This is a genomic window from Ralstonia sp. 25mfcol4.1, assembly GCF_900104095.1.
GTDB lineage: Bacteria > Pseudomonadota > Gammaproteobacteria > Burkholderiales > Burkholderiaceae > Cupriavidus.
Window position 1 is genome coordinate 507,542 of record NZ_FNJO01000002.1, and the last position, 19,282, is coordinate 526,823.

The 19,282-nt window shown below is 67.7% G+C and carries 16 protein-coding genes; 15 read left to right on the forward strand and 1 reads right to left on the reverse strand.

The window, feature by feature from the left end; translation table 11 throughout:
* Window positions 1-229 precede the first annotated feature (229 nt).
* The 13 genes from BLQ58_RS05380 to BLQ58_RS05440 all read left to right on the forward strand — a co-directional run bounded on the left by BLQ58_RS05380 (window position 230) and on the right by BLQ58_RS05440 (window position 14,842).
* Window positions 230-1,918, forward strand: a complete 1,689-nt coding sequence (locus BLQ58_RS05380) for a ClcB-like voltage-gated chloride channel protein (protein ID WP_092595270.1) — start codon at window positions 230-232, stop codon at window positions 1,916-1,918.
* 160 nt (window positions 1,919-2,078) lie between these two features.
* On the forward strand, window positions 2,079-2,504 hold the full coding sequence (locus tag BLQ58_RS05385; protein ID WP_092595272.1) for a hypothetical protein: 426 nt from the start codon (window positions 2,079-2,081) through the stop codon (window positions 2,502-2,504).
* A 61-nt stretch (window positions 2,505-2,565) separates the two neighbouring features.
* A complete protein-coding gene (gene miaB / locus BLQ58_RS05390; protein ID WP_092595274.1) occupies window positions 2,566-3,918 on the forward strand; it encodes a tRNA (N6-isopentenyl adenosine(37)-C2)-methylthiotransferase MiaB in 1,353 nt (450 codons plus the stop codon).
* Between the two features lie 6 nt (window positions 3,919-3,924).
* A complete protein-coding gene (locus tag BLQ58_RS05395) occupies window positions 3,925-4,923 on the forward strand; it encodes a PhoH family protein (protein ID WP_092595276.1) in 999 nt (332 codons plus the stop codon).
* A 2-nt stretch (window positions 4,924-4,925) separates the two neighbouring features.
* Window positions 4,926-5,678 carry an rRNA maturation RNase YbeY gene (gene ybeY / locus BLQ58_RS05400; protein ID WP_092595278.1) on the forward strand — a complete coding sequence of 251 codons (753 nt, stop codon included), beginning with the start codon at window positions 4,926-4,928 and terminating at the stop codon, window positions 5,676-5,678.
* 111 nt (window positions 5,679-5,789) lie between these two features.
* Window positions 5,790-6,677: an HlyC/CorC family transporter gene (locus BLQ58_RS05405; protein WP_092595280.1), complete on the forward strand. Its 888-nt coding sequence runs from the start codon at window positions 5,790-5,792 to the stop codon at window positions 6,675-6,677.
* Window positions 6,674-8,314: an apolipoprotein N-acyltransferase gene (lnt, locus tag BLQ58_RS05410; RefSeq protein ID WP_092595282.1), complete on the forward strand. Its 1,641-nt coding sequence runs from the start codon at window positions 6,674-6,676 to the stop codon at window positions 8,312-8,314. Before BLQ58_RS05405 ends, lnt begins: the two co-directional genes overlap by 4 nt.
* Window positions 8,315-8,773: 459 nt before the next feature.
* Window positions 8,774-9,727, forward strand: coding sequence for a glycine--tRNA ligase subunit alpha (glyQ, locus tag BLQ58_RS05415; RefSeq protein WP_092595284.1), 954 nt, complete (start codon window positions 8,774-8,776; stop codon window positions 9,725-9,727).
* Complete coding sequence (locus tag BLQ58_RS05420) at window positions 9,724-10,344, forward strand: hypothetical protein (protein WP_092595285.1); 621 nt, start codon at window positions 9,724-9,726, stop codon at window positions 10,342-10,344. Before glyQ ends, BLQ58_RS05420 begins: the two co-directional genes overlap by 4 nt.
* A gap of 30 nt (window positions 10,345-10,374) precedes the next feature.
* Window positions 10,375-12,498 (forward strand): glycine--tRNA ligase subunit beta, encoded by a 2,124-nt coding sequence (gene glyS / locus BLQ58_RS05425; RefSeq protein ID WP_092595287.1) that lies wholly within the window; start codon window positions 10,375-10,377, stop codon window positions 12,496-12,498.
* A 28-nt stretch (window positions 12,499-12,526) separates the two neighbouring features.
* Complete coding sequence (gmhB, locus tag BLQ58_RS05430) at window positions 12,527-13,129, forward strand: D-glycero-beta-D-manno-heptose 1,7-bisphosphate 7-phosphatase (RefSeq protein ID WP_092595289.1); 603 nt, start codon at window positions 12,527-12,529, stop codon at window positions 13,127-13,129.
* 34 nt (window positions 13,130-13,163) lie between these two features.
* Window positions 13,164-13,925, forward strand: a complete 762-nt coding sequence (locus tag BLQ58_RS05435; protein WP_092595291.1) for a lysophospholipid acyltransferase family protein — start codon at window positions 13,164-13,166, stop codon at window positions 13,923-13,925.
* A complete protein-coding gene (locus BLQ58_RS05440) occupies window positions 13,922-14,842 on the forward strand; it encodes a M48 family metallopeptidase (protein ID WP_092595293.1) in 921 nt (306 codons plus the stop codon). The genes BLQ58_RS05435 and BLQ58_RS05440 overlap by 4 nt, the downstream gene beginning before the upstream one ends.
* A 35-nt stretch (window positions 14,843-14,877) precedes the next feature.
* On the opposite strand, the gene BLQ58_RS05445 is transcribed toward BLQ58_RS05440, so the two are convergent.
* Window positions 14,878-17,658 carry an autotransporter family protein gene (locus BLQ58_RS05445; protein ID WP_092595295.1) on the reverse strand — a complete coding sequence of 927 codons (2,781 nt, stop codon included), beginning with the start codon at window positions 17,656-17,658 and terminating at the stop codon, window positions 14,878-14,880.
* 260 nt (window positions 17,659-17,918) lie between these two features.
* Between BLQ58_RS05445 and gloA the strand changes: the two genes are divergently transcribed.
* Together gloA and BLQ58_RS05455 are read left to right on the forward strand one after the other, a co-directional pair.
* Window positions 17,919-18,326 (forward strand): lactoylglutathione lyase, encoded by a 408-nt coding sequence (gloA, locus tag BLQ58_RS05450; protein WP_092595296.1) that lies wholly within the window; start codon window positions 17,919-17,921, stop codon window positions 18,324-18,326.
* An 11-nt stretch (window positions 18,327-18,337) separates the two neighbouring features.
* Window positions 18,338-19,243 carry a DMT family transporter gene (locus BLQ58_RS05455; protein ID WP_092595298.1) on the forward strand — a complete coding sequence of 302 codons (906 nt, stop codon included), beginning with the start codon at window positions 18,338-18,340 and terminating at the stop codon, window positions 19,241-19,243.
* Window positions 19,244-19,282 lie beyond the last annotated feature (39 nt).

Below are 19,282 nucleotides of genomic sequence, written 5' to 3' on the forward strand. Positions count from 1 at the left end.
CGCAGCAGATGTGCGCCAATCGTGGGGCAGCTCGGGTAGAGAACCGTACCTGAGGGTCAGGGCCGGCGGGATGGGTCGATTGCCCCCGTTCCCGGGCTGGAAAGGCCCGTAGTGTACCAGTCTGTGGAAACTGGCGCGCCGCTCGTCGGCGCCAGGTGGCGCTGCGCTATCATGACGGCCACCCGGTGCCGGCGCGCCCAGCCCGCTCCCATCGCCCTTCCCCATCGCCATGCGGTTCCGTTTCGTCGAAGACCAGGAAGTCACGCTCTTTGCGGCCATCCCCGTCGGGCTGCTGGCCGGCATCGTGACCACGCTGTTCAAGGACGCGCTGGAGGCCAGCGGCCTGGTCATGTTTGGCAGGGACGCCGACATCGTGCTGATCTTCGCGGGCCTGGCGCTGGCCTGGCGGGTCGTGATCCCGGTGGCGGGCGGCGCCCTGGCCGGCGCCCTGCTGATGGCGGCACGGCACTATGCCCGCAGCGAGACCCTGCCCAGCGAATACATGGAAGCCGTGGCGCGCGGCACGGGCCGGCTGCCGGTACGCATCACGCTGCTGCGTGCGCTGTCGTCGTTCTGCTCGATCGTCTCGGGCAGCTCGGTGGGCAAGGAAGGCGCGATGATCCAGCTGGCCGCGCTGGCCGGATCGATCTTTCCGTCCGGGCGCGCCGACCAGGCCGCCGGCGACAGCAACATGCGCCGCATGCTGACCGCGTGCGGCGCGGCGGCGGGCCTGGCCACCGCCTATCACACGCCCTTGTCGGCCGCAGTATTCGTGGCCGAAGTGGTGTTTGGCGCCCTGGCCGTGCAGCGCCTGATGCCGCTGCTGCTGGCGTCGGTGGCCGGCACCATGGTCAGCCAGTGGCACGGCGGCCTCGAACCGCTCTACACGGGCCTGCATATCGGCCCCGACCTGCTCCAGCAACCGCACCTGCTGCTGGCCGCCGCCGGCATCGGCCTGATCGCCGGGGTGTCGGGCGCGGTCTTCATGCGCGCCAACACGCTGGCCCGCAACGGCTTCCGGCACGTGCCCGGCGGCCCGGTGGCGCGCCTGGCGCTGGGCGGCCTGCTGGTCGGGCTGCTGGCCATCGTGGTGCCCGAAGTGGTGGGCAACGGCTACTACACGATCCAGACCATCCTGCGCAACGAACCGCTTTCGGTGGCGGTCTGGGGCGTGCTGCTGGCCAAGCTGCTGGCCACCGTGGTCAGCATGGGCTCGGGCGCCGTGGGCGGCGTGTTCACGCCATCGATGTTCGTGGGCGCGGCGCTGGGCCAGCTCGTGGCGCTGGGCATTCCGGGCGGCACGTCCACGCCGGTGCTGCCGCTGGTCGGCATGACGGCCTTCCTGTCGGCCACCAGCCAGGCACCGCTGATGTCGATCCTGATGGTCTTCGAGATGACGCTGGCACCCACGCTGCTGCTGCCGCTGATGATCGGCGCGGTGGCGGCGTACTACACGGCGTCGCGCTGCCAGACGCTGTCGCTCTACAGCGTGGTGGTGGAGCGCGCGCAGGCCTCTGCGGCCGCGGAACGCGCGCGGGGCCTGCGCCTGGCCGGCCTGTGCGATCCGACCAGCACGGTCATCGATCCCACCGCCACGGTGGCCCAGGCGGCCGACAAGTTCGCCGAGACCGGCACGCGCTACCTGTATCTGGTGGACGGAGCCGGCACGCTGCTGGGCGCCATCTCGATCCACGCCATCCAGCGCGCGCAGCGCGAGGCCCCCGACGCCACGCTGATTTCCCTGGGCGATCTGGCGTTCCCGTCCCTGACGCCCGACTCCCGTCTGCGCGACGCGCTGGCCATCTTCTCCGAGCACGGCATCAACCGCATTCCACTGGTGCGCGATGCCGCCAGCCGGGAACTGATGGGCACCGTGTCCAAGCAGCGTGTGCTGCAGGAGGCAGCCTGCCTGTTCTGAGGCGGCTACGCCACATATGCCGGGCGCGCGGTTCCCCCGGCCACGGCGCAAACGGGTAAAATCGCGGGTTACCCTGCCTGCGCGATGGTTGCAAGCGTGATGGCGTCCGGCGCCGGCGGTATTCCAAGAACGATCGGCGTATTTCTTGTCGGGAGCCTTCATGCTGAAGCCGTTGTCGCGTTCGTCGCACGTCGCGTGCGCCGCAGTGCTGCTGTTGTCCGCCGTCCCTGCCATGGCGCAGACCGCCCAGACCATGAGCCAGACCACTGGCCCGGTCACGACCCAGGTGACGAACCTCGCGGTGGCCGGCGCCCCCGTGCGCGTGATACCGGCCGACGCCCCGATGGCCCGCCTGGAGCTAGCGCGACCGACGGCCACCGACCCGCTGCAGGCAAGGCTCGATGGCAAGGCCCATGGCGTGGCCCCCGGATTGCGGATCTTCAGCACCGACACCCTGCTGATGAATCCCAACACGGTGGCCGGCAAGAAGCTCGACGTGCGATACAAGCTCGACCTCTATGGCCAGCTGCTGACCGCATGGGTACTGACCGACGCGGAAGTGAAGGCCTGGAAGGCCGCGCACTGACCCTTTAAGAATCAGCCTGTTGTGCCCTGATGCCCCCAGGTAAACCACTGAGACCGGCACCATGAAGAAGGTATTTGTCAAAACGTACGGCTGCCAGATGAACGAGTACGACTCGGACAAGATGGTGGACGTGCTGAACGCCACGCAGGGCATGGAGCCCACGGACAACGTCGAAGACGCCGACGTGATCCTGTTCAACACCTGCTCGATCCGCGAAAAGGCCCAGGAGAAGGTGTTCTCCGAACTGGGCCGCATGAAGGCGCTGAAGGCCGCCAAGCCCGGTCTGGTGATCGGCGTGGGCGGCTGCGTGGCCAGCCAGGAAGGCGCGGCGATCGTGTCGCGCGCCCCGTACGTGGACGTCGTGTTCGGACCGCAGACGCTGCACCGCCTGCCCGACCTGATCAACCGCCGCCAGTCCACCGGCCTGTCGCAGGTCGATATCTCGTTCCCGGAGATCGAGAAGTTCGACCACCTGCCCCCGGCGCGCGTGGACGGCCCGAGCGCCTTCGTATCGATCATGGAGGGCTGCTCGAAGTACTGCAGCTACTGCGTGGTGCCGTACACGCGCGGCGAGGAAGTGTCGCGTCCGTTCGAGGACGTGCTGGCCGAAGTGGCCGGCCTGGCCGACCAGGGCGTGCACGAGGTCACGCTGCTGGGCCAGAACGTGAACGCCTACCGCGGCACGATGGGCGGCACCAGCGAGATCGCCGACTTCGCGCTGCTGATCGAATACGTGGCCGAGATTCCCGGCATCGAACGTATCCGCTACACCACCAGCCATCCGAAGGAATTCACCTCGCGGCTGGTGGAACTGTACGAACGCTGTGACAAGCTTGTGAACCATCTGCACCTGCCCGTGCAGCATGCATCGGACCGCGTGCTGATGGCGATGAAGCGCGGCTACAGCGTCCTGGAGTACAAGAGCATCATCCGCCGCCTGCGCACGATCCGCCCGGACATGTCGATGTCTTCCGACTTCATCATCGGCTTCCCCGGCGAAACCGATGCCGATTTCGACAAGCTGATGGCCATGGTGCACGAAATCGGCTACGACACGTCGTTCTCGTTCATTTTCAGTCCACGCCCCGGCACGCCGGCCGCGAACCTGCACGACGACACGCCGCATGACGTGAAGCTGCGCCGCCTGCAGATCCTGCAAGCCGCAATTGAAGAAAATGTGGTGCGGATCAGCCAGGGCATGGTCGGCACGGTGCAGCGCATCCTGGTGGAGGGTCCGGCCCGCAAGGACCCGACCGAACTGCACGGCCGCACCGAGAACAACCGGGTGGTCAACTTCGCGCTGCCGGGCGTCCCCCAGGCCCAGCGCGACCGCATGGTCGGCCAGATGGTGGACGTCAGCATCACGCAGGCGTTCCCGCACTCGCTGCGCGGCGAAATCGTTGTGCGCCAATAAGCCTTTATGAAGATTCCGACAGCAGAATTCGTCGCCCCCAAGGACGACAACACCCGCCTGCAGAACCTGTGCGGGCCGCTGGATGAAAACCTGCGCCAGATCGAACAGGCGCTGGACGTGACGATCCAGCGTCGCGGCCACCGCATGACCGTGCGTGGCGAGCGCGCGCAGGACGCGGCGCTGGCGCTGGAGCGTTTCTACAACGACGCCAAGGTCACGCTGTCGATCGACGACGTGCAGCTTGGCCTGGTGGAATCGCGCCAGATCGCCGCACACGGCGCCTACCTGCCCGGCAACGAAAACGACGAGGCATCGTCGGATCTTGAAGACGATTCGCCGGTGCTGCACACGCGCCGTTCCGGGCTGCAGGGCCGCACGGCCATGCAGCGCGAATACCTGCGCAACGTCCTGTCGCACGACCTGACGCTCGGCATCGGGCCGGCCGGTACCGGCAAGACCTACCTCGCCGTGGCCTGCGCCGTCGATGCGCTGGAACGCGACGCGGTCAAGCGCATCGTGCTGACGCGTCCGGCCGTGGAGGCCGGCGAACGACTCGGCTTCCTGCCCGGCGACCTGGCCCAGAAGGTCGATCCGTACCTGCGCCCGCTGTACGACGCGCTGTACGACCTGCTGGGCTTCGATCGCACGCAGAAGATGTTCGAGCGCCAGATGATCGAGATCGCGCCGCTGGCCTACATGCGTGGCCGCACGCTGAACCACGCCTTCATCATCCTGGACGAAGCCCAGAACACCACGCCGGAGCAGATGAAGATGTTCCTGACGCGGATCGGTTTCGGCTCCAAGGCCGTGATCACCGGCGACACCACGCAGATCGACCTGCCGCGCGGCCAGAAGAGCGGCCTGGTGGAGGCGCAGCACGTGCTGCGCGAAGTGCGCGGCGTCGCTTTTACCCGCTTTTCCAGCATCGACGTGGTGCGCCATCCGTTGGTGGCGCGCATTGTGGATGCCTACGACGAATATCACGCCCAGCACAAGGACGCCTGAACTTGACCAAGAAGTCTCCCGCCACCAAGACGCCCGACGCCACCCGCGTTGTCCTGTTCGATGCCGACGGCCGCGCCCGCAAGGCGGCGGCGCACGCGCTGCGCATCCAGCTGGCCGACGGCCGCAGCCTGACGCTCGACCTGTCGCAGGCCAATGACGGCGTGGTAGCGCTGCTGGCCGAGCACACCGACACCCGCCAGCAGGCCGGCCTGCTGGTGCGCCCCGACAACGGCGACGCGCTGTCGGTAGCCGTGACGGCCACGCCGATCGTGACGACCACGGGCACGCCGGCCACGCCGGCCGAGGTGGAGCTTGACATCCAGTTCGGCGACGGCACGCGCAAGCGCCCCGGCGTACCGACGCGCAAGCAGATCGAAAAATGCGTGAAGTCGGCCCTGTATGACGATGCCGCGCTGACCATCCGTTTCGTGGACGAGGAAGAAGGCCGGGCGCTGAACCGCACGTACCGGGGCAAGGACTACGCGACCAATGTCCTGACATTTGCCTATGCCGAGGGCGCCGACGACCCCGTGACCGGCGACATCGTACTGTGCTGCCCGGTGGTGGAGGCCGAGGCCAGGCAGCAGAAGAAGCCGCTGGAGGCGCACTACGCCCACCTGATCGTCCACGGCGTGCTGCACGCGCAGGGCTACGAACACGAGGACGACGCCGAGGCCGAGGAAATGGAGGCCATCGAGACCGAAACGCTGCAGGCGCTGGGCTTCAGCGACCCGTACCAGCCCGTGCGCGAATAAGCACAAAGGGCTGTTCCCCGTGATGCCGGCGCCATTGCAATCCTGGCGTCACGGGGCTGCAAGCCTTTTAGTGTATGCTTCAGACGATCTCCACCACGCGCTAGCCGCGACATGAACGACCCCTATCCCAGTTCGAAGCCTGCCAGCTACAGGCAGCCGGATCGGCCCCGATCCCTCCTCGAACGCCTTTCGGATTTCATCTCCCCCGAGCCGGACACCCGCGCCGAACTGCTGGAAGTGCTGCAGGACGCGCATGAGCGCAACCTGATCGACGCCGACTCCCTCTCGATGATCGAGGGCGTGTTCCAGGTGTCGGAGCTGACGGCGCGCGACATCATGGTGCCCCGTGCCCAGATGGATGCGGTCAACATCGCGGATACGCCAGAAGCGTTCATTCCCTACATGCAGCAGACTGCGCACTCGCGCTTTCCGGTGTACGAGGGCAATCGTGACAACATCATCGGCATCCTGCTGGCCAAGGATCTGCTGCGCTACTACACCGACGAGAATTTCGACCTGCGCGAAACGCTGCGCCCGGCCGTGTTCATTCCGGAGTCGAAGCGCCTGAACATCCTGCTGCGCGAGTTCCGGATCAATCGCAACCATATTGCGATCGTTGTCGACGAGTATGGCGGCGTGGCCGGGCTGGTCACGATCGAGGACGTGCTGGAACAGATCGTGGGCGACATCGAGGACGAATTCGATCTGGACGAAGACCAGGACATGATCCTGCCGACCACGGACGGCGCCTGGCGCGTACGTGGCCTGACCGAGATCGAACAGTTCAACGAGGCATTCGGCACGGCCTTCCCGAACGATGACGTCGATACGGTGGGCGGCCTGCTGACCAACCACGTGGGCCACGTCCCGCATCGCGGCGAGGTCATCACGTTGCCGCCGATCCGCTTCGAAGTGCTGCGCGCCGACGCGCGCCAGGTGCATCTGCTGCAGGTACACCGCGAGGCTCCGGCAGACACCAACGGCGTGGCCGACGCATGAAGCGCGCCGGCGCGCCCGACGCCGTGGGTACCCGCCGCGCCGATCCGCTGATCGGCGCCGGTCCATCCTCCCCTTCCTCCGCGCCGGCTGGCGCCCGCAGCGCATCGCGCCAGGGCATGCTGTTCCGGCTGCTGATCGCCGCCGCGCTGGGCGTGGCTCATACGCAGGCTTTCGCGCCCCATGACTGGTGGTGGCTGCAGATCCTGTCGCTGGCCGGGCTCGTGGCACTGGTTGCCGATGCGGGCCGCCCGCGTGCGGCGGCCGCCACGGCGTACGCATTCGGCATGGGCTGGTTCCTGTCCGGGATCTGGTGGCTCTACATCAGCATGCACGTCTACGGCGAGATGCCGGCGTGGATGGCCGCGCTGGCCGTGGTGCTGTTCGGCGCATACCTGTCGCTATGGCCGGCGCTGGCCGCCGGCGTTTGGCACTGGCTGACTGGCCGCGGCCATGGCGGCGTCCTGACCGCGCTGGCATTCGGCGCGGCCTGGACGCTGTCGGAATGGCTGCGTGGCGTGGTGTTCACGGGCTTCCCGTGGCTCGGTAGCGGTTATCCCCATACCGACGGCCCGCTGTCGGGCTTTGCGCCGCTGCTGGGCGTCTACGGCATCACATTCCTGGCGGCGGCGACATCGGCGTTGCTGGTCGCCGCCGTACGCGCCGCGCTGCACCGTACCGAGCCGGGCGCCACGCGCATCGCCGGCTGGTCGGCCGGGCTGGTGGCCGCCACGCTGGTCGGCGGCCTGGCGCTGATACCCGTGGCGTACACCGCCCCGATCGGCAAGCCGGTCAGCGTGCGGCTGTTACAGGGCAACGTGGCGCAGGACATCAAGTTCGAGCCGGTGGGCATCCAGCGGTCGCTGGAACTGTACCGCGACATGATTACGGCGGCGCCGGCGGACCTCGTCGTTACGCCAGAAACCGCGTTCCCGGTGATCCTGCAGGACCTGCCGGTGGATATCGCCAGGGATGTGCGCACCTATATGGAGAAGACCGGCACCACGGTCGTCTTTGGTGCGGCGGGCGCCGATTCGCCGGTGGACTTCACCAACAGCGTGTTTGCCATCGGCCCGGAGCTGGAGGCGCTTTACCGGTACAACAAGCATCACCTGGTGCCGTTCGGCGAATTCATCCCGTTCGGCTTCCACTGGTTCGTCAACATGATGAAGATGCCGCTGGGCGACTTCCGGCGTGGCACGCTGGACCAGCCGGCCGTACCGGTGCGCGGCATCCATGTGGCACCCAATATCTGCTACGAGGATCTGTTCGGTGAGGAAATCGCCGCCACGCTGCGACAGCAGGCCACGCCTGCCAACCTGCTGGCCAACGTGACCAACCTGGCCTGGTTCGGCGACACCATCGCGCTGGACCAGCATCTGCAGATCTCGCGCATGCGGGCGCTGGAAATGCGCCGGCCGATGCTGCGCGCCACCAACACCGGCATGACGGCCGTGGTCCGGCCGGACGGTACGGTGCAGGCAAAGCTGCCGACGTTCGAAGTGGGTACGCTGACGGCGGATGTGCAGGGCATGCAGGGCCTGACGCCGTACATCCGCGTGGGCAACGTGCCGGCACTGGCCGGCAGCGTGCTCGTGTTGTTGCTGGCGCTGCGGGTGCGGCGCCGGTTGCCGGACTAACCGACCAGCGCGCTCGCCATCGACACGGCGGCCGCGGCCACCATCACGGCGATGGCGACGATATAAGGTTTGCGAGACAGCAGCGACATGACCAATCCCCTAAGTTGTTGTTTCGAGCCCGCATCGCGTTATCGGCTGCCCGGGACGAAAGCTGATGCTTTGCCCGGGCCCTGCAATCCGGCCTGGCGGCCATCTGGTTTTTGATTCGGTGACCGCGTGCTTTAACTGTATACAAAAACGGTATCGGCACGTATCGGACAGTTCTGAAACTCATGTCAGGATTTACCCGACCCGTTGCGCCAAGCCGACACCCGCCGCATGCACGATTCGTGCCCTGCGACACCGTTTTCATGCGGTAACCCGGCTGAGACAGGCCAAAAACCCGATAGAATCCAAGGTTTGGCAAACCCGGCGCGAGACGCTTCGCGCACTTGCCGCCAGCTTTCATTTCGTCTTCCTATGCTGACCTTCCAACAAATGATTCTGACCCTGCAGGCCTACTGGGACCGGCAGGGTTGCGCATTGCTGCAACCGATCGATCTGGAGGTCGGCGCCGGTACATCGCACGTGCATACGTTCCTGCGCGCGATCGGCCCCGAGCCGTGGCGCGCCGCGTACGTGCAGCCGTCGCGCCGGCCCAAGGACGGCCGCTACGGTGAAAATCCGAACCGCCTGCAGCATTACTACCAGTACCAGGTCGTGCTGAAGCCGGCGCCCGAGAACATCCTGGAGCTCTACCTGGGCTCGCTGGAGGCGCTGGGCCTGGACCTGAAGCAGAACGACATCCGCTTCGTCGAGGACGACTGGGAAAATCCGACCCTGGGCGCCTGGGGCCTGGGCTGGGAAGTCTGGCTCAATGGCATGGAAGTGACCCAGTTCACGTACTTCCAGCAGGTGGGCGGCATCGACTGCAAGCCGATTACCGGCGAGATCACCTACGGCATCGAACGCCTGGCGATGTACCTGCAGAAGGTGGAAAACGTCTACGACCTGGTGTGGACCGAGTGGGAAGAGAACGGCGTGACGCGCCGCCTGACCTATGGCGACGTCTACCATCAGAACGAGGTGGAGCAGTCCACCTACAACTTCGAACACAGCAACACCGAGATACTTTTCCGTCACTTTTCCGAGCACGAGGGCGAAGCGCGCCGCCTGATGGGCGACGCCGGCGAAAAGAACGAAGACGGCACGCCGAAGCTGACCGACACCCGCCTGGCGCTGCCGGCGTACGAACAGGTGCTGAAGGCCGCCCACACGTTCAACCTGCTCGATGCTCGGGGCGCCATCTCGGTGACCGAGCGCGCCGCCTATATTGGCCGCATCCGCAACCTGTCGCGCATGGTCGCGCAGGCCTATTACGATTCGCGCGAGGCGCTGGGCTTCCCGATGTGCAACAACGGGGCCCGCGCATGACGGCCCGCGTGCGCGGCACGCTGGCATTGCTGGCTTTTGCCGTGCCGGTTGCGCTGTCGCCCGCCGGCAGCGCGCTTGCCGCCGCGCGGACGTCGCCCCCGCCGTCGCCGCAGGCCCTGTACCTGCCGGCCGACCTGGCCAATATCTGCGAGGCGGATAGCCAGGCGCTGCAGCAGGCCATCACGCGGCACTGGCGGCCGTCGCTGTCGTCGATCGACCAGTGGACGCAGCTGGTGCGCTCGTTCTCGTGCGACCTGTCCGGGTCGCGCGACCTCGGCTGGCACCGCGTGCCGCTGCGCGCCTACGAGAGCGCCATCCGCTACCCGCTGCAGTGGGTCGAATGGGAAGACAACGGCGGGCGCTCGCGCCGCACGGTGCGGACCTACTATTCCGCCGCGCAGCTGCCCGCGAAGATCGATTTCTGGGTGGGCGGCCGCATCGACGAGATCCGCTACGACCGCCGGTCCCATCGCATCGACGCACGCTTCCCGGCCGCGGGCACCCGCGGCGCTTCCGGCGTGGCCGTGCAATGCGCCTACACCACGCTGCAATTCCGCCAGCAGAACGGCCTGTGGCTGCTGTCTGGCGTGGAACCCAATCTCGCGCCGCGCTGCTGACGCGCGCGCCCATACCTGTTGGATAGATTCATGTCGCAACCCATGACCGATTCGCTGCTGATCGAACTGTTCACCGAAGAACTGCCGCCGAAGGCGCTGGCCCGCCTGGGCGACGCCTTCGCACAAGGGCTGTTCGATGGCCTCGGCGCGCGCGATCTGCTCGAAGCCGGCGCCGCCGTGACGCCGTTTGCCACGCCGCGCCGCCTGGCCGCCCTGGTGACCGGCGTGCGCCGCACCGCGCCGGACCGCGAACAGCGCGAAAAGGTGCTGCCGCTGACCGTGGCGCTGGACGCCAACGGCGCCCCGACCGCCCCGCTGGCCAAGAAGCTGGCCGCCCTGGCCAAGTCGGTGGGCGTGGCCGAGATCGACTGGCAGACGCTGGAGCGTGCCTCCGACGGCAAGGCCGATGCGTTCTTCTACCGCTACACCGCCAGGGGTGCCGCGCTGGCCGACGGCCTGCAGGCCGCGCTGGACGACACCCTCGGCAAGCTGCCGATTCCGAAGCTGATGAGCTACCAGCGCCCGGACGGCAGCACGGTGCATTTCGTGCGCCCCGCGCACAGCCTGATCGCGCTGTACGGTGCCGAAATCGTGCCGGTGTCGGCGCTCGGCCTGCCGGCCAGCAACGTCACGCAGGGTCACCGGTTCCTGTCGCAGGGCGCCATCGAGATTCCGCACGCCGCCGAATACGCGGGCCTGCTGGAATCGCGCGGCCGCGTGATCGCCGGCTATGCCGACCGCCGCGAACGCATCCGCACCGCCCTGCTCAAGGAAGCAGGCGCCGACCGGGTGATCATGCCCGAGTCGCTGCTGGACGAAGTGAATTCTCTGGTCGAATGGCCGGTGGTCTACCCGTGCCACTTCGAGGAAGCCTTCCTGGCCGTGCCGCAGGAGTGCCTGATCCTGACGATGCAGACCAACCAGAAGTACTTTGCGCTGACCGACGCCGCCGGCCACCTGCGCAACCGCTTCCTGATCGTGTCGAACCTGGCCACCGACACGCCGCAGTCGATCATCTCGGGCAACGAGCGCGTGGTGCGCCCGCGCCTGGCCGATGCCAAGTTCTTCTTCGACCAGGACCGCAAGAAGACGCTGGCGTCGCGCGTGCCGCAGCTGGGCAACGTGGTCTACCACAACAAGATCGGCAGCCAGCTGGACCGCGTGCAACGCCTGCAGCAGATTGCCGGCCATATCGCCGACGCGATGAACGCCACCGGCGCCCAGGTGGACAAGGCCGCCGCGATGCGCGGCGCCGAACTGGCCAAGGCCGACCTGCTGACCGACATGGTGGGCGAATTCCCCGAGCTGCAGGGCACCATGGGCACGTACTACGCGCGCCATGACGACGAAGCCGCGGACGTGGCGCTGGCCTGCTCCGAGCACTACCGCCCGCGCTTTGCCGGCGACGCGCTGCCCGAAGGCAACGTCAGCACCGCCGTGGCGCTGGCCGACAAGCTCGAAACGCTGGTGGGCATCTGGGGCATCGGCCTGCAGCCCACGGGCGAGAAGGATCCGTTCGCGCTGCGCCGCCACGCGCTGGGCATCCTGCGCATGCTGATCGAAAAGCCGCTGGCGGTGTCGATCGACACGCTGCTGGGCCTGACCGAACAGGCGTTCGCGGGCATCGCCACCGTGAAGCCGGCGCGCGACGCGATCTCCGACTTCCTGTACGACCGCGTGCGCGGGTACCTGAAGGACAAGGGCTACACCACGAACGAGGTGGAAGCCGTGGTGAGCCTGCGTCCGCAGAGCCTGCACGATATCCTGGCCCGCATGGAAGCCGTGCGCACATTTGCCGCGCTGCCCGAGGCCGAGGCGCTGGCCGCCGCCAACAAGCGCATCACGAACATCCTGAAGAAGACCGACGAGGCCATCGACACGGTCGACCGCGCCCTGTTCCAGGAGGCCGCCGAAAGCGCGCTGTTCGACGCCATCGAACGGGTGCGTCCAGGCGTGGAAGCCGCCTTCGCGGGTGGCGATTTCACCGCCGCGCTGCGCGACCTGGCCCAGCTGCGCGATGCCGTGGACCGCTTCTTCAACGACGTGATGGTGATGGCCGAGGACGCGAAGCTGCGCGCCAACCGCCTGGCGCTGCTGGCCACGATGCACGGCCTGGCCAACCGCGTGGCAGACATTTCGAAGCTTGCCGCCTAAGCTGTTTTCAAGCCGCCCCGGAGCCGCCATGCCACAGTCCCAGCCCAAGTTCGTGATCCTCGACCGCGATGGCGTGGTCAACCTGGACAGCGACCACTTCATCAAGACCCCCGACGAGTGGGTGCCGATTGCCGGCAGCCTCGAGGCCATCGCCATGCTGAACCAGGCCGGCTACCGCATCGTCATTGCCAGCAACCAGTCGGGCATTGGCCGGGGACTGTTCGAGATGAGCGCGCTCAACGCGATGCACGAAAAGATGTACAAGGCGCTGGCCGCGCTGGGCGGCCGCGTGGAAGCGGTGTTCTTCTGCCCGCATACGGCCGCCGACAACTGCGACTGCCGCAAGCCGAAGTCGGGCCTGTACGAGCAGATCGGCGAGCGGTTCGGCATCGAACTGCGCAACGTGCCCACGGTGGGCGATTCGCTGCGCGACCTTGAAGCCGGCGTGGCCGTGGGCTGCGTGCCGCACCTGGTGCGCACCGGCAAGGGCCTGCGCACGCTGGAAAAGGGCGGCCTGCCGGCCGGCACGCGCGTGCATGACGACCTGGCGGCGTTCGCGCGCTGGCTGATCGCCGAAGGGACGCACAAGACCCCGGCCCCGAGCGCCCACGCGGCGCAGCCCGCTCCCTGAGGCCCGCCCGCCTCATGATTTTTCGCCCCCATCGATGACATTTATCCGCTCCCTGCTGTTCGCGCTGTACCTGGTGGTGCTGACCCCGCCCTACGCGTGCATGTGTTTCATCGTCTTCCCGTTCATGAACGCGGAAAACCGCTTCCGCTTCGTGCGCGGCTGGCCGCGCCTGGTGATCTGGGCTGCGCGCCTGATCTGCGGCATCCAGTACCGCATCGAAGGCATGGAGAAGATGCTCGCGATGCTGGACAAGCCCGTGGTGCTGCTGTCCAAGCACCAGTCGGCCTGGGAAACCGTGGCCTATGTGGCGCTGATGCCCAAGCCGCTGTGCTTCGTGTTCAAGCGTGAACTGCTGTTCGTGCCGTTCTTCGGCTGGGCGCTGGGCATGCTCAAGATGGTCCACATCAACCGCAAGGACGGCACCCGGGCGTTTGCCTCGGCCGCCCGGCAAGGCCGCGAGCGGCTCAACGAGGGCGCCTGGATCATCATGTTCCCCGAGGGCACGCGCACCCCTGCCGGCAAGGAAAACCCGCGCTACAAGAGCGGCGGCGCCCGCCTGGCCGTGGAAACGGGCGCCTGGGTCTTCCCGATGGCGGTCAACTCGGGCCGCGTCTGGCCGCGCAATTCGTTCCTGAAGTACCCGGGCATGATCACGATCTCGATTGGCGACGCGATTCCGTCGGCCAACAAGACCGCCGACGTGCTGAACCAGGAAGTGGAAGCCTGGATCGAGGCCGAGATGCGCCGCATCGATCCCGAAAGCTACCGCCGCGCAGGGAGCCAGGCCACCGCATGAAGCTGTTGCGCCCGACCGCCGACCCCAACGCGCAGCTGGAACTGCCGCTGGCCGACGCCACGCCGCCCGTTCCGCCGGTGCAGCAGAACCTGCTTGCGCCGGCGCCCGACGCGCAGCCGGGTGCCGACCGGGCGGGCGAGCGGACCGGCGACCGGGGTGGCGACCGGGGTGGCGATATGTGGCCGCCGATACTGCCCAATGGCCGCACGCTGCAGGTCGGCGAGCGAACGCTGCACTATTCGCTCAAGCGATCGTCGCGCCGTACCATCGGGTTCACCGTGGATGACCGCGGGCTGTCGATCACCGCGCCGCGCTGGGTGACGCTGGTCGACATCGAGTCGGCCATCCTTGAGAAACAACGCTGGATCTTTGCCAAGCTTGGCGAATGGCGCCATCGCGAGTCGCGCCGCGTGCTGCCCACGGTGCAGTGGCGCGACGGCGCCGAACTGCCGTTCCTGGGCCAGCCGGTCACGCTGCGGCTCGAATCGCCGGCTGGCGTGCTGTGTTTCGATGCCGATACGCGCGTGCTGCATCTGGCGCTGCCAGCACACGCCGAAGAGCAGCAGATCAAGGACCGCGTGCAGGGCTGGCTGCAGAACCAGGCCCGCCGCCTGCTGGCTGAACGCCTCGACATCTACGCCGCCAAGCTCGGCGTGCGCCATACCGGCTTTGCGCTGACGTCGGCGGCCACGCGCTGGGGCAGCTGCACCGCCGACGGCAAGATCCGGCTCAACTGGCGCCTGATGCATTTCCCGCTGTCGATGATCGACTACGTGGCCGCGCACGAACTGGCGCACCTGAAGGAACTGAACCACAGCCCGCGCTTCTGGGAAACCGTCGAATCGATCTTTCCCGAGTTCCGCGACGTACGCGCCCGCTTGCGCGCGCATCCGCCCGAACTGCTGCCGACGTTCTGACCGCCCGGGGGGCTGGCTGACTGGCCCTGCCAGGCTCACCAGGCATAGCGCGCGCCCAGCCGCAGCGCGTACTGCCGGTAGCCCTGGCTGCCCCACTGCCCGCCGATATTCCCCCAACTGCTCCAGCCGCGTGACAGCCTGGCGTCGATGCCGAGCTTGAGTTCGTAGCGGTCGCGCGGGAACAACTGCCCCAGCACCGTCTCGCTGAATCCGACCGATGTACTGGTTTGGTCGTGCCACCAGTTCAGCGTGGCATAGGGCTGCAGCCGCCCGCCATCGTTCCGGTCCAGCGTGCGAAAGAACCGCACGCCGAGCCGTGTCACCACGCCATTGGTATCGCCACCGCTGACTTCGGTGCCGCCGGGCTCGGTCACGCTGACGCCACGATGCCGCAGCCATGCCACCTGCGCCTGCGGCTCGACGCGCCATGACGACGCCGCCAGCGGCAGCGCCCATCCCCCTTCGAGCGACACGTTCCACGCCTGGCTGTGATAGCCGACCTTGGGCAACTGGTCGCCGCGCACGTTGCTGTCGAACCAGGCGTACTGGAACCAGGTGTCGACATAGGGCCCCAGGTCCGAGGCGGCCTGGCCGAACCACGTGGCGTACACGCCCGCGCCATAGCCGTTCACGTCGCCCTGCGCCCGGGCGGTGTTGCCCGCAGCCAGGCCGTCGGTCCGCACGTTGCCGTAGCCGAACATCGCGCCCACGTGCAGCCGGTCGGCCGCGCCGAACAGCGAGCCGCGCGCAAAGTCGCCGCCCCCTTGCAGGATCACCGTATTGGCCCGGGCGCTGTAGTCGTTGCCACGGCTGCCGCTTTGGGCGGTCTTGCCCACCACCCGCAGCCAGCCGGCCGGTGCATCAGAGAACGGCAGCTCGCCCATCCGGTCATGCAGGCTGTGCAGGAACAGGCTGGCCGCCGCGTGCTCGTTGGCGATGTAGGCGGGCACTTCGGGCCGGTACATCGGCCGGGGCGGGCCCGGGGGCGCCGGCGGATCGGGAGGAATGGGCGGCGTGGGCGGCGGATCGGGCGGCGTGGGCGGGTCGGGCGGTGTCGGCAGTTGCTGCGACCTCAGATACCAGTTGCCGTCAGCGGGGGCCTGCGGGCTGCCGCGATACAGCCGGTATTCGTAGGGCCCGGCCACGGCACGGCCCGCCAGCGCGAACGTGCCGGCCGGGGCGCTGCCGCCGTTGATGGCCTCGATCACCCGGATCCCCTCGCTCGTCAGCGCCCCCTTGCCGCCGGCATTGACGATGCGCAAGGCCGTCGCGCCGGTTACCGAGCCGGCGTCGATCACGAGCTTGTCCGCCGGCGATCCGTCGCCCGCCAGCGCCGCCGTCAGCCCCAGAGTGCCGCCCTGGCTGTGGTACTGGCTGACCGTGAGCGAATGAAACACGCCGTCCGCGGGGGGCACGAAGGCCACCGTGCTGCCGATGTTCTCCAGTCGCGTCAGGTTGGAGTCGCCTGTCACCAGCCAGGCCGAGTTGTCGCGCAGGGCCAGCCGTACCGCGTGCTGCCCGCCCCCGTCGGCGGGCAGCACCAGCGAGGCGCCCCGCAACGCCGAGGCGCTGGCCGTGACATCGACGACGATCGGGGCAGTCCGGGAATCGACGATCAGAATGTAGCCGCCGGCCACGCTGCTGCCAGTGATCGCCACCGCTGCGGGCCCCCCCAGGAACGACAGCGCGCTGCCCCGGCTTGCCAAAAGCGTGCTGCGCGTGATCTCGGCGGTCTGCAGCATCGAATCGTCGGTGCTGTACATCGACAGCGCACTGCCACCGGTGCCGGTGCTCAGGGCGCTGCCGTTGCGCAACGCAATATGGGCCTGGTCGATGACCTGCATCGCCGACGTGGACACGCCCGACACCGTCACGGCCGTGCCATCGGCCGCGATATGGCTACCCGTGCCGCGCGCAGACAGTCCGTGCGCGCCGCGCATCAGCGTGGTGACGCTGCCGCCGGTCATCGTCACGGTGCCGCCGTTGATGGCCTCGACACCGACAGACCCCAGCCCGGTCGTGACGATCGTCGTGTCTTCGGCCCGCACGGACGTGGCGCCCTGCGCCAGCGCGCCGAAGGCAACGAGCCCACTGGTCGCGATATCCACGCCGCGCAGCACGATCGTGCCCGATCCGTTCGCCGATCCGGCGCCCGGCGATTCCTTGCCGCGGGTCTGGATGGGAATGCGCGCGCCCTGCCCGTCGACGGTGACATTCGAATTCGACGAAGTCAGGGCCACGCCGGGCGCGATATCGCCGGTCGTGGTGATCGAACTGGCGCCGAGCAGTGAAATGGAGCCCGTGGCCACGGTAATGCCGGACGCCTCCGCGCCCTGGGTCAGAATCGTCGAATCATGCATCTGCACGACGCCGCCGTAATCGGCAAACAGGGCGTGTGCGCGCTCGCCCGACGTGGAGATATTGACCTGCCCGGTGACGGTCGCGCTGCCGAAGGCATGAACCCCGTTCGAATGCGAACCCAGCATCGTCAGGGTGCTGCCGGGCGCGTTGAAGTGGATGGCGCCGCCCGATTCGGCGTAGGCGCCCGTGGATTCGTTGCCGCCCGAGTGCAGGGTCACCGGCCCCGTGACGGTGATCGATCCGTTGTTGGATGCATGAAGGACCGAAGCGTAGCCGCTGGCGCCGGTGTCGAACGTGCCGCCGGCGACCGTCCCGTCGCAGTTGTTCGCGGCGTAGGACCTCGCGGTCGGCGAGGGTGGCGCGCAGTCCGCGGCGTGGCCCGGCGGCGCCGCCAGCGCCATGGCCAGCACGCACGCCAGTGTGCCGCAGGTACTGCCCGGGAAGCATCGCGTCATACAGTTTCCCCTCTGTCAGAGAAAGCCTGTCGCGCGACCTTCGGCGCTGCCGCGCCGTGATGGACCGGCGTAGGCATTCGTGCAGCTGTCGAAAGCAATCGGCAATGTAGCAACCGCCGGGCCTCCGCGCCGGCGCCGTCGATGTGAAATTTTCTTTGCCGCGAGTTTAGCGGCGCCACGGCGGGCAATCCGGCACGATGGCGCGCGCAGGACTAAAATGACGGACTCTGTTGTCTCAACAACCCACAGAAGGTCCCCCTATGCGACTCCTCCACACCATGCTGCGCGTTGGCGACTACCAACGCTCGATCGACTTCTACACGCGCGTGCTCGGCATGCAACTGCTGCGCGAGAGCGACAACCCCGAGTACAAGTACCGCCTGGCCTTCGTCGGCTACGGCCCGGAAAGCGAAACGGCCGTACTGGAACTGACCTACAACTACGGCGTCGACCAGTACGACCTGGGCACCGGCTACGGCCATATCGCGCTGGAGACTCCCAACGCCGCGGAAGCCTGCGACCGCATCCGCGCAGCCGGCGGCAAGGTCACGCGCGAGGCCGGTCCGGTCAAGGGCGGCACCACGGTAATCGCCTTCGTGGAAGACCCGGATGGCTACAAGATCGAACTGATCGAGCGCAATTCGACCCGCGACGCCGCCCGTCCGTAAGCGACGCGGCGATGTCCACACAACTTATAACAAGGCGCCCGCTGGACAGCATGGCCATCGGACTGATGGTATTGCTGTGCGCCGCATGGGGACTCCAGCAGGTGGTCATCAAGGTCACCGCTCCGTTGATGGGCGCCGTGCTGCAAGCCGGCGTCCGCTCCGCGATCGCCGCGCTGCTGGTGTTCGCGTTTGCCGCGTGGCGTGGCACCCCGCTCTGGGAACGCGACGGGACGCTGCGCGCCGGGCTGGTTGCCGGCCTGCTGTTCGGCGCCGAGTTCTTCTGCATCTTCGTCGGGCTGGGCCACACCACGGCATCGCGCATGGCCGTGTTTCTCTACACGGCGCCGATCTTCACCGCGCTGGGCCTGCACCTGTTCGTGCCGGGCGAACACCTGCAGCGCGGCCAGTGGGCCGGCGTGGCGCTGGCGTTCCTGGGCATGGTGCTGGCCTTCGCGGATGGCATCGCCGCCGCATCCACGCAGTCGAGCACCCTGCTGGGCGACGCGCTGGGCGTAGTGGCCGGCGCCCTGTGGGCCGCCACGACGATCGTGGTACGGGGCAGCAGGCTGTCTCACGCGCCGGCCAGCAAGACGCTGCTCTATCAGCTGGCCGTGTCGGCGGCGCTGCTGCTGGCGATGGCGGTGGCGGCGGGCCAGGTCCATCGCGTGGAAGTCACGGGTTTCGTGGTTGCCAGCCTGTTCTACCAGTCGGTGCTGATCGCCTTTGCCAGCTACCTGATCTGGTTCTGGCTGCTGCGCCAGTATCTCGCATCGCGGCTATCGGTATTCTCGTTCCTGACCCCGCTGTTCGGGGTCGCCTTCGGCGTACTGCTGATGCACGATCACGTCGGCATGCGATTCGCCATGGCGGCGGTGATGGTGCTGGGAGGGATCGTGCTGGTGAACCGGAAGGCCTGAGCGGCCTTCGGTGTTCGTCCCTCCCGGCTGGCGGGAGGG

What these genes read in the sequence shown, in the direction of transcription:
- BLQ58_RS05380 (WP_092595270.1), top strand. Translation starts at nt 230, where the DNA reads ATGCGGTTCCGTTTCGTCGAAGACCAGGAAGTCACGCTCTTTGCGGCC.
- BLQ58_RS05385 (WP_092595272.1), top strand. Translation starts at nt 2,079, where the DNA reads ATGCTGAAGCCGTTGTCGCGTTCGTCGCACGTCGCGTGCGCCGCAGTG.
- miaB (WP_092595274.1), top strand. Translation starts at nt 2,566, where the DNA reads ATGAAGAAGGTATTTGTCAAAACGTACGGCTGCCAGATGAACGAGTAC.
- BLQ58_RS05395 (WP_092595276.1), top strand. Translation starts at nt 3,925, where the DNA reads ATGAAGATTCCGACAGCAGAATTCGTCGCCCCCAAGGACGACAACACC.
- BLQ58_RS05405 (WP_092595280.1), top strand. Translation starts at nt 5,790, where the DNA reads ATGAACGACCCCTATCCCAGTTCGAAGCCTGCCAGCTACAGGCAGCCG.
- lnt (WP_092595282.1), top strand. Translation starts at nt 6,674, where the DNA reads ATGAAGCGCGCCGGCGCGCCCGACGCCGTGGGTACCCGCCGCGCCGAT.
- glyQ (WP_092595284.1), top strand. Translation starts at nt 8,774, where the DNA reads ATGCTGACCTTCCAACAAATGATTCTGACCCTGCAGGCCTACTGGGAC.
- BLQ58_RS05420 (WP_092595285.1), top strand. Translation starts at nt 9,724, where the DNA reads ATGACGGCCCGCGTGCGCGGCACGCTGGCATTGCTGGCTTTTGCCGTG.
- glyS (WP_092595287.1), top strand. Translation starts at nt 10,375, where the DNA reads ATGTCGCAACCCATGACCGATTCGCTGCTGATCGAACTGTTCACCGAA.
- gmhB (WP_092595289.1), top strand. Translation starts at nt 12,527, where the DNA reads ATGCCACAGTCCCAGCCCAAGTTCGTGATCCTCGACCGCGATGGCGTG.
- BLQ58_RS05435 (WP_092595291.1), top strand. Translation starts at nt 13,164, where the DNA reads ATGACATTTATCCGCTCCCTGCTGTTCGCGCTGTACCTGGTGGTGCTG.
- BLQ58_RS05440 (WP_092595293.1), top strand. Translation starts at nt 13,922, where the DNA reads ATGAAGCTGTTGCGCCCGACCGCCGACCCCAACGCGCAGCTGGAACTG.
- BLQ58_RS05445 (WP_092595295.1), bottom strand. Translation starts at nt 17,658, where the DNA reads ATGACGCGATGCTTCCCGGGCAGTACCTGCGGCACACTGGCGTGCGTG.
- gloA (WP_092595296.1), top strand. Translation starts at nt 17,919, where the DNA reads ATGCGACTCCTCCACACCATGCTGCGCGTTGGCGACTACCAACGCTCG.
- BLQ58_RS05455 (WP_092595298.1), top strand. Translation starts at nt 18,338, where the DNA reads ATGTCCACACAACTTATAACAAGGCGCCCGCTGGACAGCATGGCCATC.